The following is a 16,438-nucleotide window of genomic DNA, read 5'->3' as shown; positions in this document are numbered from 1 at the left end:
GGGCATGCTTCTAGAACAATTTCAGCGGTGCTTCATCCAGGGCCGCCATTTGTTCGCGCAGGGCGAGAATCTGGTCGCCCCAGTAGCGGGGCTGGCCGAACCACGGGAAGCTGGGCGGGAATGCCGGGTCGTCCCAGCGCCGTGCCAGCCAGGCGCTGTAGTGCAGCTGGCGCAAGGCGCGCAGGGGTTCGATCAGGGCCAGTTCACGCGGGTCGAAGTCGTGGAACTCGTTGTAGCCGTCGATCAGCTCGGCCAACTGCCCCAGTCGTTCTTCGCGGCTACCGGCCAGCATCATCCACAGGTCTTGCACGGCTGGGCCCATGCGGCAGTCGTCGAGGTCAACCACGTGGTACACCTCGTCGCGGTGCATCAGGTTGCCGGGGTGCAGGTCGCCGTGCAGGCGGATGAGTTGGTGCGGGGTGCGGGCGTAGATGTCTTCCACCCGCTTGAGCAGGTCGCGTGCTACGGACTCAAACGCCGGCAGCAGCTCGCGGGGGACAAAACCGCCTTCCAGCAAGGTGTTCAGCGAGGCGTGGCCGAAGTTGTCCACAGCCAGGGCTTCGCGGTGTTCGAACGGTCTGCTGGCGCCCACGGCATGCAGGCGGCCAAGCAGCTGGCCGAGACGGTACAGCTGGTCGAGGTTGCCCGGCTCCGGGGCGTGGCCGCCACGGCGTGGGAACAGGGTGAAGCGGAAGCCCTTGTGCTCGAACAAGGTGCGGCCGTCGTGCTGCATGGGCGCAACCACCGGGACTTCGCAGTCGGCCAGTTCGGCGGTGAAGCTGTGTTCTTCGAGGATGGCCGCATCGCTCCAACGGCCTGGGCGGTAGAACTTGGCGATCAGTGGCTGCGCATCTTCGATGCCCACCTGGTAGACGCGGTTCTCGTAGCTGTTCAATGCCAGCACCCGGGCGTCACTCAGAAAGCCAATGCTCTCCACGGCGTCCAGGACCAGGTCGGGGGTGAGGGTGTCGAAGGGGTGGGACATGGGGGCTCCGGGGGTAAGCGGCATGGTGCCCATGGTACAGCGTTATACCGGTGCGGGCCTCTTCGCGGGTGAACCCGCTCCCACAGGTACGGCGCAGACTTTGAGACCTGCACATAACCTGTAGGAGCGGGTTTACCCGCGAACCGCGCACAGCGCGGCCAGGCTACGCAGGAACCCCGATCAACACATAAGACGGATGAAACTGCACCCGCACCGCGCTGCCATCCACCATCTGCTGGCCGACCAACCAATCCGCCTCGGCAATGGCACACAATGTCTGCCCATTACCCAACGCCAGCCTGACTTCACTGGGGCCATCAACAGCTGTCAGCACTTGATCCACTGTCGCCCGCAGGCAATTACTCCCCACTTCAGGCTCTTCCCCCTCCGCCAGCAACCGTACCCACCCTGCCTTGAGCAGCGCCACCACCATGCTGCCCAGCGTCAGCTCCAGCCGCGCAGTACTGTCGTGGGTAATCAGCGCATCGATCTCCAACCCGCCACCCAGCGCCAGACTGACCCGGTCATAGCGGCCTTCACGGCGCAGGCCGCTGACTTGGCCCTGCAGCTGGTTACGTGCACTGGTGCGCAGCATCAGGCGCCCGAGCAGGTCGAGGTCGCTGGACTCTTCAGCGGCCTCGAGGATTTGCGCCTGCAGCGCCTGCAACCTTTGATACAGGCGCAGCACCCGCTTGCCTTCCTCCGACAAGCGCGCACCACCACCGCCGCGGCCACCGGTGCTGCGTTCAACCAAGGGCTGGCTGGCCAGGTTGTTGAGCTCGTCGATGGCGTCCCAGGCGGCCTTGTAGCTGATGCTGGCAGCCTTGGCGGCGCGGGTGATCGAGCCTTGCTCGGCAATGTGCTGCAGCAGCGCGATGCGCTGCGGGCGGCGGGCGATGTGCTGGGTGAGTAGGGAGGGTAGGGGCATGGGCAGTCAGTCGATGTGGGGCCTGTGGGTGGATAGTGTGTAGGAGCGGCCTTGTGTCGCGAAAGGGGCGCGAAGCGGCCCCAGGGTTTCTGCCTCGGCGAATATCGCAGGGGGCTGCTGCGCAGCCCGATCGCGACACAAGGCCGCTCCTACACACAGCGATGCGCCAGGTCATACATACCCCGGCTTTGGCGTACGCGCCAGGCAATACACATCCACCCGCCGCGCCCCGGCCTTGCGCAGCACCTGGGCGATAGCCTGCGCGGTGGCGCCCGTGGTCAATACATCATCGACTATGGCGACATGCTTGCCCGTCAGCTCACCCGTGGCCGCAAACGCCTGGCGCAAATTGCGCCGCCTTGCCTTGGCGTCCAGGCGTTGCTGCGCAGGTGTTTCCCGCGTGCGCAGCAGCAACCGCTCGTCGCAAGGCAGCCCAAGTTGCGACGCCAACCAGCGCGCGAGCATCCCGGCCTGGTTGAACCCCCGTTCGCGCAGTCGACGCTTGGCCAAGGGTACAGGCAACAGCAAGTCGGGGCGGGGCAGGTCTTCGGCAAAGCGATGCAGCAGCCCATGCCCAAGCAACTCGGCCATCAACCGCCCCAAAGGCCATTGGCGATTGTGCTTGAAGCGGCTGATCAACGTGTCCACCGGAAAACCGAAATGCCACAGCGCAAATACCTGCTCGAAGGCCGGCAAGCGGCGGCAGCACTGGGCGCATGTCAGGCCGGCCATGGGCAAGGGCAGGGCGCAGCGCGAGCAGTGATCGCCCAGCCAGGGCAGTGCCTGCTCGCAGGCGATGCACAGCGGGTAGGCCTGCTCGGCAGGCTCATCACACAGCAAACACAATTGATTAATAAGTGAGCAGTTGTAAACCAGTCTTTTCCAATGCGGTTGACAGTTCATAGGCCTTCCATGACTATGCGAGCTATCCGTGATGCGCTGGCGGGCTTTCCTGTCCCGGCGCCAGCTTCAGCCTAAACAAGGAAACGCCGATGAGCGCCAGCACAACTGCAACAACACGTCACGACTGGTCCCTGGCCGAGGTCAAGGCGCTGTTCCAGCAACCGTTCAATGACTTGCTGTTCCAGGCGCAAACCGTGCACCGCGCGCATTTCGACCCCAACCGCGTGCAGGTTTCGACCCTGCTGTCGATCAAGACCGGCGCCTGCCCGGAAGATTGCAAATATTGTCCGCAGTCCGGCCACTACAACACCGGGCTGGAAAAACAGAAGCTGATGGAAGTGCAGAAGGTGCTGGAAGAAGCCGCCCGCGCCAAAGCCATCGGCTCTACCCGCTTCTGCATGGGCGCGGCGTGGAAGCACCCGTCGGCCAAAGACATGCCATACGTGCTGGAGATGGTCAAAGGCGTGAAGGCCATGGGCCTGGAAACCTGCATGACCCTCGGCAAGCTTGACCAGGAGCAGACCACGGCCCTGGCCCAGGCCGGCCTGGACTACTACAACCACAACCTCGATACCTCGCCGGAGTTCTACGGCAGCATCATCACCACCCGCACCTACAGCGAGCGCCTGCAGACCCTGGCCTACGTGCGCGATGCCGGGATGAAGATCTGCTCTGGCGGCATCCTGGGCATGGGCGAGTCGCTGGACGACCGCGCCGGCCTGCTGATCCAGCTGGCCAACCTGCCCGAGCACCCGGAGTCGGTGCCGATCAACATGCTGGTCAAGGTTGCCGGCACGCCGCTGGCCGAGGAAGAGGATGTCGACCCGTTCGACTTCATCCGCATGCTGGCCGTTGCCCGTCTGCTCATGCCCAAGTCGCACGTGCGCCTGTCTGCCGGCCGTGAGCAGATGAACGAGCAGATGCAGGCCCTGGCCTTCATGGCCGGCGCCAACTCGATCTTCTACGGCGAAAAACTGCTGACCACCGCCAACCCGCAGGCCGACAAGGACATGCAGCTGTTCGCGCGCCTGGGTATCAAGCCCGAAGCGCGTGAAGAGCATGCCGACGAAGTGCACCAGGCCGCCATCGAGCAGGCGCTGGTCGAGCAGCGCAGCAGCGAGATGTTCTACAACGCCGCGACAGCCTGAGATGGCCTTCGACCTGGCGGCGCGCCTGGCCGAACGGCGCGCCGCAGACCTGTATCGGCAGCGGCCACTGTTGGAAAGCCCGCAGGGGCCGGAAGTGGTGGTCGACGGCCAGCGCTTGCTGGCCTTCTGCAGCAATGACTACCTGGGCCTGGCCAACCACCCCGAGGTGATCGCCGCCTGGCAGGCTGGTGCCGAGCGCTGGGGTGTCGGTGGTGGCGCCTCGCACCTGGTGATTGGCCACAGCACGCCGCACCACCAGGTGGAAGAGGCACTGGCCGAACTCACCGGCCGCCCGCGTGCGCTGTTGTTCTCCACCGGCTACATGGCCAACCTGGGCGCCATCACCGCGCTGGTAGGGCAGGGCGACACCGTGCTGCAAGACCGCCTTAACCACGCCTCGCTGCTGGATGGCGGGCTGCTCAGTGGTGCCCGCTTCAACCGTTACCTGCACAACGACCCGGCCAGCCTGGCCAGCCGCCTGGAAAAGGCGGTCGGCAATACCCTGGTGGTGACCGACGGTGTGTTCAGCATGGACGGCGACCTGGCCGACCTGCCGGCGCTGGCCGATGTCGCCCGTGCCCGTGGTGCCTGGCTGATGGTCGACGACGCCCATGGCCTGGGCACCCTGGGCGCCCAGGGTGGCGGCATCGTCGAGCACTTTGGCCTGGGCATGGATGATGTGCCGGTGCTGATCGGCACGCTGGGCAAGGCATGCGGTACTTCCGGTGCCTTTGTTGCCGGCTGCGAAGAGCTGATCGAGGCGCTGGTGCAGTTCGCCCGCCCGTACATCTACACCACCAGCCAGCCACCGGCGCTGGCCTGCGCCACGCTCAAGAGCCTGGAACTGCTGCGCCGTGAAACCTGGCGACGCGAGCACCTGGCGGCGTTGATCCGCCAGTTCCGCGAAGGTGCGCAGCAGATCGGGCTGGAGTTGATGGACAGCCCGACGCCGATCCAGCCGATCGTCATCGGCGACAGTGCACAGGCCCTGCGCCTGTCACGCATGCTGCGCGAGCGTGGCTTGCTGGTCACAGCTATACGCCCACCCACCGTGCCGGCTGGCAGCGCACGCCTGCGGGTGACCTTGAGCGCCGCACACAGCGCGGCGCAGGTGCAGCTATTGTTGAATGCATTGGCCGAGTGTTATCCACAGTTGGAGAACGCCGATGCGTAATCGCCTTGTACTGCTGCCCGGCTGGGGCCTGGGCACTGCTTCCCTCGAGCCGCTGGCGGCCAGCCTGCGTGCCCAGGATGCCCGCTTGCAGGTAGAGCTGATGCCCCTGCCGGAATTGCCCCATAGCGACGTTGACGCCTGGCTTGACCACCTCGACCGCAAGCTGCCGGACGATGCCTGGCTGGGCGGCTGGTCGTTGGGGGGCATGCTCGCCAGCGCACTGGCGCACAAGCGTGGCGACCACTGCTGTGGCCTGCTGACCCTGGCCAGCAACCCCTGTTTCGTCGCCCGCGCGGACTGGCCGCATGGCATGGCCGAAGACACCTTTGGCACCTTCCTCGACGGCTGCCGCAGCCATACCCAGCACACCCTCAAGCGCTTCCGCAGCCTGTGCAGCGATGGCGCCCTGCAACCGCGTACCTTGCTGCGCCAGCTGGCTGTCGGGGTACCAGACACCGACCCGCTGTACCTGGCCACCGGCCTTGAGGTTTTGGCCCAGCTCGACACCCGCGCAGCACTGCAGGCCTATGACGGCCCGCAACTGCACCTGTTCGCCGGCAGCGATGCGCTGGTGCCGGCAGAGGCGGCAAAGGCGCTGAGCGAGTTGCTGCCCGATGTTGAAGTAGGCCTGGTCGAAGACAGTTCCCACGCGTTCCTGCTGGAGTACCCGCAGGAGCTGGCGGCGGGCATCAAGAGTTTCCTGCATGAGAGTGGCGATGACTGACCTTTCCCATCCGACCCTGCCCGGCGCATTACCCGACAAACGCCAGGTGGCGGCCTCGTTCTCCCGCGCCGCAGCCAGCTACGACAGTGTGGCGGCCTTGCAGCGCGCGGTGGGTGTGAGCTTGCTGGAGCAGTTGCCGGCAGGCCTGCAGCCGTCGCGCTGGCTGGACCTGGGCAGCGGTACTGGTCATTTCAGCCGCATCCTGGCCGAGCGTTTCGCCAAGGCCAGTGGTGTGGCGGTGGACATCGCCGAAGGCATGCTGCGCCATGCCCGCAACGAACAGGGTGGGGCGCAGTACCACGTAGCCGGCGACGCCGAGCGTTTGCCGCTGCGTGATGCCAGCGTCGACCTGGTGTTCACCAGCCTGGCCGTGCAATGGTGCGACCAGTTCGCCAGCGTGCTGGCCGAGGCACAGCGGGTGTTGCGACCGGGCGGTGTGCTGGCCTTCAGCAGCCTGTGCGTAGGCACCCTCGACGAACTGCGTGCCAGTTGGCAGGCGGTGGATGGCCTGGTGCATGTGAACCGCTTCCGCCGCTTTGAGGACTACCAGCGCCTGTGTGCCGCCAGTGGCTTCGAGCAGCTACAGCTGCAGCGTTGCCCGCACGTGCTGCACTACCCGGATGTCCGCAGCCTGACCCACGAGCTGAAGGCTTTGGGCGCACACAACCTGAACCCTGGCCGCCCTTCCGGCCTTACCGGCCGGGCCCGCATGCAGGGCCTGTTGCAAGCCTATGAGGCATTTCGCCAGCCCGAGGGGCTGCCAGCCACCTATCAGGTGGTCTATGGTGTGTTGCGCAAGCCACAGGCGTAAGGGGAGCGAAATGAGCCAGGCCTATTTCATTGCCGGTACCGATACCGATGTCGGCAAGACCACCATCGCCGCCGGGCTTTTGCATGCGGCGCGCTCGCAGGGCATGAGCACGCTGGGCGCCAAGCCGGTGGCCTCCGGTTGCACAATGACGCCGAAAGGGCTGCGCAACAGTGACGCCCAGGCGTTGATCGATGAAAGCACGATCAAGTTGCCTTATGAACAGGTTAATCCGTTTGCCTTCGAACCTGCCATTGCACCGCATGTAGCGGCGCGCGAGGCGGGGGTCACGCTGGCCGTGCCCGAGCTGCTGGCGGCAATGCACAACGTGCTGCAACAGAACGCTGATTTCACCTTGATCGAGGGGGCTGGTGGCTGGCGCGTGCCGTTGGCGGGCCTGGAAAACCTGTCTGACCTGGCTGTGGCTTTGCAGTTGCCAGTGATTCTGGTGGTGGGGGTGCGCCTGGGTTGTATCAGCCATGCCTTGCTCAGCGCTGAGGCGATCGAGCGGGATGGGTTGCAGTTGGCGGGATGGGTGGCGAATATCATTGAGCCACGTACCTCAAGGCTGGAAGAGAACCTGGCCAGCCTGGCCGAGCGCTTGCCCGCGCCATGCCTGGGGCGGGTGCCCAAGCTCAAGCAGGCCAGTGCCGACATGGTGGCTGAGCATTTGCAGCTGGATTTGCTGGATTAGTGGTTTGCAGGTCCGGCCTCTTCGCGGGTAAACCCGCTCCTACAAGGGAACGCGTACCGTTGTAGGAGCGGGTTCACCCGCGAAGAGGCCGGCCCAGGAATACCCAAGGCCTATCAACTGGCACCAAGCCATTAGGGATTTAAACGGGCCTTTTCACCCCTGGGCTGCTTTAATTGGGCTTGTTTGTTATCCAGCGTCAATGGAGTCCTGACATGGAAATCACCGGTAGCTCCGCCTACTACGCGGGCCTGAGCGCAATCCAGACCGGCCAGTACCGCGTCGATCAGGCCGCCGGCCAGATCGCCAACACCAGCGCCGAACGTACCGCCACCAGCCAGTCCAGCGATTTTCAGGCTGAACGCCTGCGCGCGGTCGACCGCAGCCAGCAGATGGACCTGGCCACCAGTATCGTGCAACAGGCGGTGGGCAAAACCGAAGTCGAGCTTGGCGCGAAAGTGGTCAAGGCATCCGACGAAATGCTCGGCCGGATCATCGATACCTACGCCTGATCCCTCGCGTATTCCCCTATTTCAACGCCTGCCCTGTTGTAGGAGCGGGTTCACCCGCGAATGCGTCAGCCCGGACAACATTGTTTTCAGGGCTGGCCTCTTCGCGGGTAAACCCGCTCCTACAACGGTTTGTGTCATGCCTTGGCTGTTTTGCCATTTTTCGTGGCGTAAATGGCACTATAGTACCTCCTTGACATAAGTCGGAGCTAAACGTAAGTTTCAAACAAGTGTTTGATAAGCGGCCGCCAAGCGCTGCTCACTCCCCAGAACTCACACAGAGGTTCATCGCAATGCCTGACTACAAAGCCCCCTTGCGTGATATCCGCTTCGTTCGCGACGAACTGCTCGGTTATGAGGCGCACTATCAGAGCCTGCCGGGCTGCCAGGACGCTACGCCCGACATGGTCGACGCGATCCTTGAAGAGGGCGCGAAGTTCTGTGAGCAGGTGCTGTCGCCGCTGAACCGAGTGGGTGACCAGGAAGGCTGCACCTGGAGCGAAGCGGGCGTGAAGACCCCGACCGGCTTCAAGGCGGCTTACGAGCAGTTCGTCGAAGGCGGCTGGCCAAGCCTGGCGCATGACGTCGAGCACGGCGGCCAGGGCCTGCCAGAGTCGCTGGGCCTGGCCCTGAGCGAAATGGTCGGTGGTTCGAACTGGTCGTGGGGCATGTACCCAGGCCTGTCGCATGGCGCGATGAACACCATCTCGGCGCACGGCACTGCCGAGCAGCAGCACACCTACCTGACCAAGCTGGTGTCCGGCGAGTGGACCGGCACCATGTGCCTGACCGAGCCACACTGCGGTACTGACCTGGGCATGCTGCGCACCAAGGCCGAGCCACAGGCCGACGGCAGCTACAAAGTGTCGGGCACCAAGATCTTCATTTCGGCCGGTGAGCACGACATGGCCGATAACATCGTCCATATCGTCCTGGCCCGCCTGCCCGATGCACCGGCCGGCACCAAGGGTATTTCGCTGTTCATCGTGCCGAAGTTCCTGCCCAACACCGAAGGCGGTGTGGGCGAGCGCAACGGCGTGAGCTGCGGCTCCATCGAGCACAAGATGGGCATCCACGGCAACGCCACCTGCGTAATGAACTTCGACGCAGCGACCGGCTACCTGATCGGCCCGGCCAACAAAGGCCTGAACTGCATGTTCACCTTCATGAACACCGCTCGCCTGGGTACCGCGCTGCAAGGCCTGGCCCACGCCGAGGTGGCCTTCCAGGGCGGCCTGAAATACGCCCGCGAGCGCCTGCAGATGCGCTCCCTGACCGGCCCGAAAGCACCGGACAAGGCTGCCGACCCAATCATCGTCCACCCGGACGTACGTCGCATGCTGCTGACCATGAAGGCCTTCGCCGAAGGCAACCGCGCGATGGTGTACTTCACCGCCAAGCAGGTGGATATCGTCAAGTACAGCCAGGACGAAGAAGAGCGCAAGAAGGCCGACGCCCTGCTGGCGTTCCTGACCCCGATCGCCAAGGCGTTCATGACCGAAGTCGGCTTCGAAGCCGCCAACCACGGTGTGCAGATCTACGGCGGCCACGGCTTCATCGCCGAATGGGGTATGGAGCAGAACGTGCGCGACAGCCGTATCTCCATGCTGTACGAAGGCACCACCGGCATCCAGGCCCTGGACCTGTTGGGCCGCAAAGTGCTGATGACCCAGGGCGAAGCACTCAAGGGCTTCACCAAGATCGTGCACAAGTTCTGCCAGGCCCAGGAAGGCAACGACGCGGTCAAGGAATTCGTCGAGCCGTTGGCGGCCATCAACAAGGAGTGGGGCGAGCTGACCATGAAAGTGGGCATGGCTGCCATGAAGGACCGTGAAGAAGTGGGTGCGGCCTCGGTCGATTACCTGATGTATTCCGGCTACGCCTGCCTGGCCTACTTCTGGGCCGACATCGCCCGCCTGGCGGTCGAGAAGCTGGCAGCCGGCACCAGTGAAGAGGCGTTCTACACCGCCAAGCTGCAGACTGCGCGCTTCTACTTCCAGCGTATCCTGCCGCGTACCCGTACCCATGTGGCGACCATGCTCTCGGGTGCCAACAACTTGATGGCGATGGACGAGGAAAACTTCGGCCTGTCTTACTGATTCGAACGCTGTAGCCAAAACCCGCCTGCCCTCACCGGCAGGCGGGTTTTTTATTGAGGTTTCTGCATGCGACACAATTCCATGTAGGAGCGGGTTCACCCGCGAACACCGGCTAAGCCGGTGCCATGCACCGCGTCGCATTCTTCGCGGCTAAAGCCGCTCCTACAAGGATCGCACGCAGGCAGGAATTTCCTTTATCCAACCGCAAATTCAACTGTTCATGTGCACTGCCGATGAAGTAAGGGCACAATGCCATCATTGATCTGCCGGGTTGGAGATTACCCTTGTTTCGTTTTAACGCTGTTCGCGCAAGCCACTTCCTGCCATCGTTGTTCTTGTTACTGGCAGGGCTCGCTGCGGCCTACGTGAGAGACCTCAGTGTCTTTTTCACATCGTTGTTCAACGTGTTGCCTACCTTGGTCCTGCTGCTGGGCGGCGCCTATTGCGCCGTGTACCGCCGCCAGCGTGAGCTGTTCCTGATGCTCACGGTGTATATCGCCTACTTCCTGCTCGATACCCAGACCGACTTCTATCGTGATAACGGCCGCGTGCGCGAGGACGCGGCAGTGACCTTCCACCTGGTTTGCCTGTTGCTGCCGGCCCTGTTCGGCCTGTACGGCGCCTGGCAGGAGCGCACCCACCTGCTGCAGGACCTGGTCGCCCGCGGCGCCGTGCTGTTCGCCGTGGGCAGCGTGGCAATAGGCCTCGAACAAAGCTACCCCGAGGCGTTACTGACCTGGCTGGCGGAGATCCGCTGGCCGGCCTTGCATGGCCAGTGGATGAGCCTGATCCAGATGGTCTACCCGCTGTTCCTCGGGGTGTTCATCCTGCTGGTGGTGCAGTACCTGCGCGCACCACGGCCGTTGCACGCGGCGCAGCTGATCGGCCTGCTGGGGATTTTCTGGATGCTGCCGCAAACATTCATCCTGCCGTTCACCCTGAACATCATGTGCAGCCAGGTGATGCTGATGATTGCCGCAGCAGTAGCGCACGAAGCCTACCAGATGGCCTTCCGCGACGAACTGACCGGCTTGCCGGGGCGCCGTGCGCTGAACGAGCGCATGCAGCGCCTGGGGCGCAACTATGTGATTGCCATGACTGATGTCGACCATTTCAAGAAATTCAACGACACCCATGGCCATGACGTGGGCGACCAGGTGCTGCGCCTGGTCGCCAGCCGCTTGTCCAAGGTCTCCGGCGGTGGCCGGGCCTACCGTTATGGCGGCGAGGAGTTTGCCTTGGTGTTCGCTGGCAAGACCGCCGAGGAATGTGTGCCGCATGTGGAAGCCGTACGTGAAATGATTGCCAACTACGTGATGCGCCTGCGCGACCCGGACAACCGCCCGCAGGATGATACCGCCGGGCGCCAGCGCCGGGCGGGCAGCAGCGGCGGCACGGTATCGGTCACCATCAGCATCGGCGTGGCCGAGCGCCAGGTCGATCATCGCAACCCCGATGCGGTGCTGAAATCCGCCGACCAGGCGCTGTACAGCGCCAAAGGCGCGGGGCGCAATTGTGTCATGGTGCATGGGCAACAATCGCAGCGTGGGGCAGTGCGTACGGCGTGACCGAAACAGACTTGGCGGTCTAGTGATGACCCTATGTCTCGTAAAAGTTGTTCGGTTACACTGCAAGCAACCCCAGTGTCGCGGTTCCCCGAGACCGCCCCGACCCGACTAGCGAGAGGTTGTCATGGCTGACTATAAAGCGCCCCTGCGCGACATGCGCTTCGTACTGAATGAAGTCTTCAACGTGGCCGAGCAGTGGGCACAGTTGCCCGCGCTGGCCGAGGTTGTCGACGCCGACACGGCCATGGCTGTGCTGGAGGAAGCCGGCAAGGTTACCGCCAAGACCATCGCACCGCTCAGCCGCGCTGCCGATGAAGAGGGCTGCCACTGGGACAGTGGCGCGGTACGCACACCGGCCGGCTTCATCGAGGCCTACAACACCTACGCCGAAGGCGGCTGGGTAGGTGTGGGCGGCGACCCGCAGTTCGGCGGCATGGGCATGCCCAAGGTCATCTCGGCCCAGGTCGAGGAAATGGTCAATGCCTCCAGCCTGTCCTTCGGCCTGTACCCGATGCTGACGGCCGGCGCCTGCCTGTCGATCAACGCCCACGCCAGTGAAGCGCTGAAGGAAAAGTACCTGCCGAACATGTACGCCGGCGTGTGGGCCGGCTCCATGTGCCTGACCGAGCCGCATGCCGGTACCGACCTGGGCATTATCCGCACCAAGGCCGAGCCCCTGGCCGACGGCAGCTACAAGGTAAGCGGCACCAAGATCTTCATCACCGGTGGCGAGCACGATCTGACCGAGAACATCATCCACCTGGTGCTGGCCAAGCTGCCGGACGCACCGGCGGGGCCGAAAGGCATTTCGCTGTTCCTGGTGCCGAAGTTCCTGGTCAATGAAGACGGCAGTCTCGGCGCACGCAACCCGGCCACCTGCGGCTCGATCGAGCACAAGATGGGCATCCAGGCTTCGGCCACCTGTGTCATGAACTTCGACGAAGCCGTCGGCTACATCGTGGGTGAGCCGAACAAGGGCCTGGCGGCAATGTTCACCATGATGAACTACGAGCGCCTGGGGGTTGGTATCCAGGGCCTGGCCTCGGCCGAGCGCTCTTACCAGAATGCGGTGGAATACGCCCGCGATCGTCTGCAGAGCCGCGCCCCGACCGGCCCGCAAGCCAAGGACAAGGCCGCCGACCCGATCATCGTCCACCCGGATGTGCGCCGCATGCTGTTGACCATGAAGGCGCTGATCGAGGGTGGCCGTGCGTTCTCCACCTACGTGGCCATGCAGCTGGACAGTGCCAAGTACAGCGAAGACGCCAGCGTGCGCAAGCGTAGCGAAGAGTTGGTAGCGCTGCTGACCCCGGTAGCCAAGGCGTTCCTCACCGACCTTGGCCTGGAGTGCACGGTGCACGGCCAGCAGGTGTTTGGCGGGCATGGCTACATCCGTGAGTGGGGGCAGGAGCAGTTGGTGCGTGATGTGCGCATTACCCAGATCTACGAAGGCACCAACGGTATCCAGGCCCTCGACCTGATGGGGCGCAAGGTGGTGGCCAGCGGTGGGGCGTACTACACGTTGTTCTCCGACGAAATTCGCCAGTTCATTGCCAGCGCGGGTAGCGAGCTGGAGGAGTTTGCCAAGCCTCTGGCGGCTTCGCTCGACCAGCTCGACGGGCTGACCGAGTGGGTGCTGCAGCAGGCCAAGGGCAACCCGAATGAGATCGGCGCGGCGTCGGTCGAGTACCTGCATGCCTTTGGTTATGTCGCCTATGGCTACATGTGGGCACTGATGGCCCGGGCGGCGCAGGCGGGTGAGGGGGATGCGGCGTTCTACTCGGGCAAATTGGGGACAGCGCGTTTCTACTTTGCGCGGTTGCTGCCGCGGGTGGACTCGCTGGTGGCTTCGGTGAAGGCGGGGAGTGAGTCGTTGTACCTGCTGGATGCTGAGCAGTTCTGACATTTTTTGGGGCTGCTTTGCAGCCCATCGCGACACAAGGCCGCTCCTACACAGGTACAGCGCAAGCCGTAAGGGTGATGCGGTCCCCTGTAGGAGCGGCCTTGTGTCGCGATGGGCCGCAAGGCGGCCCCAATTCCCTGTGTAAGCTTTTTCCTACACGACGTGGTGACTTTTCACCACTGTTCTCAGATTGGATCCACGGTTAATCTTTACCACATGGACGTTGCGCAGGAAGCGCAAAGGACAGATCAAGGATGACAACGAAGGACCACCTGCCAGGACGGTGGGGCGATACGGATGTCACAGGGAAACAGTCTGGGAAACCCCGCTTCGGCGGGGTTTTCTTTGTGCGCATGTTTTTCAGGCCAGCACGTCCAGCGGTGATGCCCCCAGCAAGCGGGCGTCCGTTTCTTCTTCCAGCAGCGTGCGCAGCAGCTCTACAGAGGCCTGCTGGCGCTGGGCATCGCGGAACACCAGGCCGACCTTCAACGGCACCCGCGGCTCGCTCAACGGCTTCCACAGCAGGCCCTGGTCATCCTCCGCCGCCTCCTTGGCCCGCCCGGGCAAAATGGTTGCCAGCGCCGTATGCGCCAGGCTGTCGAGAATCCCCGCCATGTTGTTCATCTCTGCCTGCACCTGCGGCCGCCGGCCCTGGCTGGCCAGTAGCGCCTGCCAGATCTGGCGGATCTGGAACTCTTCGCCAAGCATCAGCATGGGCAACTCGGCAGCCTGGCGGATGGAAACCTTCTTGAAGTCCTTCAGCGGGTGGGTATCGGGGATGACCAACTGCAGTTCATCTTCATACAGCAGCAGGCCATGCAGCCCAGGCTGGCGTGGCGGCAGGTAGCTGATGCCGATGTCCAGGCTGCCGTTGAGCAGGCGCCGTTCGATCTCCAGCCCCGACAACTCGTAGATCTGCACCACAAGGTGCGGCTGTGCCTTGCGCAGCCGTTCGAGCAACTGCGGCACCAGGCTCGGGCGCACGGTCTGCAACACGCCGATAGCCAAGGTGCGCAGCGACTGGCCCTTGAAATTGCGCATGGCCTCATGGGCACGCTGCAGGCCGTCGAGCAACGGCAAGGCATGGTTGTACAGGGTATGGGCAGCCAGGGTCGGCAGCAGGCGCTTGTTGCTGCGTTCGAACAGGCTCAGGTCGAGGCTGTGTTCCAGTTGGCGGATCTGTTGGGAAAGCGCTGGCTGGGACAGCGACAGGCGCTCGGCGGCGCGGCCCACATGGCCTTCTTCATACACCGCGACGAAATAACGCAGTTGGCGGAAATCCATAAGTAACACTTATCGAAAATGCTGGAAAAACGAAATGGTCGAAAACCCTTGCGAGGCCTAGTCTATCGCCGTATTCCAACGGGTTACAGCGATGAATTGGTCGATTGTTACCCCGGATGAAAAACACTTTTGATAGGCAAGGCAAAATAACGAGTGCTGGCATAAAGATCGCACCGTGGCCGCCCTTTACCGTGATTGGCTGGAGCCCTGATGAACCTGTTCAACCTGCGCCGCTCGGCGCCTGCTGCGGCCGCTGAGCCCAAGCGCGCGCCGGTGATCGTGCCGCCAGCCGCCGAGCTGTCGCGTGATCGCCTGATGCCCAGCGCCGAACGCGCAGCGCAGGTATTCGTGCGTGGTCAGGGCTCCTGGTTATGGGACAGCGAAGGGCATGCCTACCTGGATTTTACTCAGGGCGGCGCGGTCAACAGCTTAGGCCACAGCCCCAGCGTGCTGGTGAAAGCGCTGGGCAACCAGGCCCAGGCGCTGATCAACCCGGGCGCGGGCTTCCACAGCCGTGGCCTGCTGGGGTTGGTCAACCGCCTGTGCCAGAGCACCGGCAGCGACCAGGCCTACTTGCTCAACAGCGGTGCCGAAGCCTGCGAAGGCGCGATCAAGCTGGCACGCAAGTGGGGCCAGCTGCACCGCAACGGCGCCTATCACATCATCACCGCCAGCCAGGCCTGCCACGGCCGCAGCCTGGGGGCGCTGTCGGCTTCCGACCCGCTGCCGTGCAACCGCTGCGAACCTGGCCTGCCGGGTTTCAGCAAAGTGCCGTTCAATGACTTGGCGGCCCTGCACGCCGAGGTGGACTCGCGCACCGTGGCGATCATGCTTGAGCCGATCCAGGGCGAGGCAGGGGTGATCCCGGCCACCCAGGAATACCTCAAGGGCGTGGAAACGCTGTGCCGCGAGCTGGGCATCCTGCTGATCCTCGATGAAGTGCAGACCGGTATTGGCCGTTGTGGTGCGCTGTTGGCCGAAGAGACCTATGGCGTGCGTGCCGACATCATCACCCTGGGCAAGGGCCTGGGCGGTGGCGTGCCGCTGGCAGCCTTGCTGGCCCGGGGCACGGCATGCTGCGCCGAGCCTGGCGAACTGGAAGGCAGCCACCACGGCAATGCGCTGATGTGCGCCGCTGGCCTGGCCGTGCTGGATACCGTGCTGGAGCCTGGCTTTTTTGCCCAGGTGCAGGACCACGGCCGCCACCTGCGCGAAGGCCTGAGCCGCCTGGCCGGGCGTTATGGCCAGGGCGAAGTACGCGGGCAAGGCCTGCTGTGGGCGCTGCAACTGAAAGAAAACCTGGCCCGCGAACTGGTGGCCGCGGCCCTGCACGAAGGCCTGTTGCTCAACGCGCCGCAAGCGGATGTGGTGCGTTTTTCGCCGGCATTGACCGTGAGCAAGGGCAACATTGACGAAATGCTGCTGCGCCTGGCGCGCGCCTTTGCCCGCCTGCATGCCCAGCAGCAGGCCCGTCGCGAAATGCCGGCTTAGTGGCCTGCTGAAGAATTCTACGAACCGTCTGGCGTTCCTGCGCATCGCCCCTGGCCTGTTTCATTCGGCCCGGGGCGTTTTTTTTGCCGGATCAGATAAAGCATCTCGGCTGAGAGGTGCTTGGCATAACATTTTTATCGCCTTTGAGATCGAGCGCCGCCCGCGCGGCGCTTCGCAGCACAAGGCTGCTCCTACATCTGTTTCGGGCCAGTCACGCCTGTGA

Annotated in this window: 14 protein-coding genes; 10 read left to right on the top strand and 4 right to left on the bottom strand. The window is 63.8% G+C overall.

The window, feature by feature from the left end:
• Positions 1 to 10 precede the first annotated feature (10 nt).
• The 3 genes from ACIP1G_RS14290 to ACIP1G_RS14280 all read right to left on the bottom strand — a co-directional run bounded on the left by ACIP1G_RS14290 (position 11) and on the right by ACIP1G_RS14280 (position 2,816).
• Entirely contained in the window at positions 11 to 985 is a 975-nt protein-coding gene (locus tag ACIP1G_RS14290) for a serine/threonine protein kinase (RefSeq protein WP_400737955.1), read from the bottom strand.
• Between the two features lie 163 nt (positions 986 to 1,148).
• Positions 1,149 to 1,913, bottom strand: coding sequence for a TOBE domain-containing protein (locus tag ACIP1G_RS14285; RefSeq protein WP_400737952.1), 765 nt, complete (start codon positions 1,911 to 1,913; stop codon positions 1,149 to 1,151).
• 171 nt (positions 1,914 to 2,084) lie between these two features.
• Positions 2,085 to 2,816 (bottom strand): ComF family protein, encoded by a 732-nt coding sequence (locus ACIP1G_RS14280; protein ID WP_400737949.1) that lies wholly within the window; start codon positions 2,814 to 2,816, stop codon positions 2,085 to 2,087.
• A gap of 89 nt (positions 2,817 to 2,905) precedes the next feature.
• On the opposite strand from ACIP1G_RS14280, the gene bioB reads away from it, so the two are divergent.
• From bioB to ACIP1G_RS14235, 9 genes are all read left to right on the top strand, one after another.
• Positions 2,906 to 3,964, top strand: a complete 1,059-nt coding sequence (gene bioB / locus ACIP1G_RS14275; RefSeq protein WP_400737946.1) for a biotin synthase BioB — start codon at positions 2,906 to 2,908, stop codon at positions 3,962 to 3,964.
• Position 3,965: 1 nt separating this feature from the next.
• Positions 3,966 to 5,138 (top strand): 8-amino-7-oxononanoate synthase, encoded by a 1,173-nt coding sequence (gene bioF, locus ACIP1G_RS14270; protein ID WP_400737943.1) that lies wholly within the window; start codon positions 3,966 to 3,968, stop codon positions 5,136 to 5,138.
• Positions 5,131 to 5,862, top strand: a complete 732-nt coding sequence (locus ACIP1G_RS14265) for an alpha/beta fold hydrolase (protein ID WP_400737941.1) — start codon at positions 5,131 to 5,133, stop codon at positions 5,860 to 5,862. The genes bioF and ACIP1G_RS14265 overlap by 8 nt, the downstream gene beginning before the upstream one ends.
• Positions 5,855 to 6,673: a malonyl-ACP O-methyltransferase BioC gene (gene bioC, locus ACIP1G_RS14260; RefSeq protein ID WP_400737938.1), complete on the top strand. Its 819-nt coding sequence runs from the start codon at positions 5,855 to 5,857 to the stop codon at positions 6,671 to 6,673. The genes ACIP1G_RS14265 and bioC overlap by 8 nt, the downstream gene beginning before the upstream one ends.
• Before the next feature lie 10 nt (positions 6,674 to 6,683).
• A complete protein-coding gene (bioD, locus tag ACIP1G_RS14255; RefSeq protein ID WP_400737935.1) occupies positions 6,684 to 7,364 on the top strand; it encodes a dethiobiotin synthase in 681 nt (226 codons plus the stop codon).
• Between the two features lie 212 nt (positions 7,365 to 7,576).
• Positions 7,577 to 7,873: a pyrroloquinoline quinone biosynthesis protein PqqE gene (locus ACIP1G_RS14250; RefSeq protein ID WP_400737932.1), complete on the top strand. Its 297-nt coding sequence runs from the start codon at positions 7,577 to 7,579 to the stop codon at positions 7,871 to 7,873.
• 290 nt (positions 7,874 to 8,163) lie between these two features.
• Positions 8,164 to 9,969: a phenylacyl-CoA dehydrogenase gene (locus ACIP1G_RS14245; protein WP_400737930.1), complete on the top strand. Its 1,806-nt coding sequence runs from the start codon at positions 8,164 to 8,166 to the stop codon at positions 9,967 to 9,969.
• A 284-nt stretch (positions 9,970 to 10,253) separates the two neighbouring features.
• Positions 10,254 to 11,537, top strand: coding sequence for a diguanylate cyclase (locus ACIP1G_RS14240; protein WP_400737927.1), 1,284 nt, complete (start codon positions 10,254 to 10,256; stop codon positions 11,535 to 11,537).
• Between the two features lie 124 nt (positions 11,538 to 11,661).
• Entirely contained in the window at positions 11,662 to 13,440 is a 1,779-nt protein-coding gene (locus ACIP1G_RS14235; protein ID WP_400737925.1) for an acyl-CoA dehydrogenase C-terminal domain-containing protein, read from the top strand.
• 360 nt (positions 13,441 to 13,800) lie between these two features.
• Here ACIP1G_RS14235 and ACIP1G_RS14230 read toward each other — a convergent pair whose 3' ends face one another.
• Positions 13,801 to 14,724, bottom strand: coding sequence for a LysR family transcriptional regulator (locus ACIP1G_RS14230; RefSeq protein ID WP_400737922.1), 924 nt, complete (start codon positions 14,722 to 14,724; stop codon positions 13,801 to 13,803).
• 210 nt (positions 14,725 to 14,934) lie between these two features.
• On the opposite strand from ACIP1G_RS14230, the gene ACIP1G_RS14225 reads away from it, so the two are divergent.
• Positions 14,935 to 16,215, top strand: a complete 1,281-nt coding sequence (locus tag ACIP1G_RS14225) for an aspartate aminotransferase family protein (RefSeq protein ID WP_400737919.1) — start codon at positions 14,935 to 14,937, stop codon at positions 16,213 to 16,215.
• Positions 16,216 to 16,438 lie beyond the last annotated feature (223 nt).

This window comes from Pseudomonas sp. NPDC089392, from assembly GCF_044749595.1.
Classification (GTDB): domain Bacteria; phylum Pseudomonadota; class Gammaproteobacteria; order Pseudomonadales; family Pseudomonadaceae; genus Aquipseudomonas.
The sequence above is the reverse complement of the archived record's forward strand: the minus strand, read 5'-3'. Positions and strand labels throughout refer to the sequence as shown.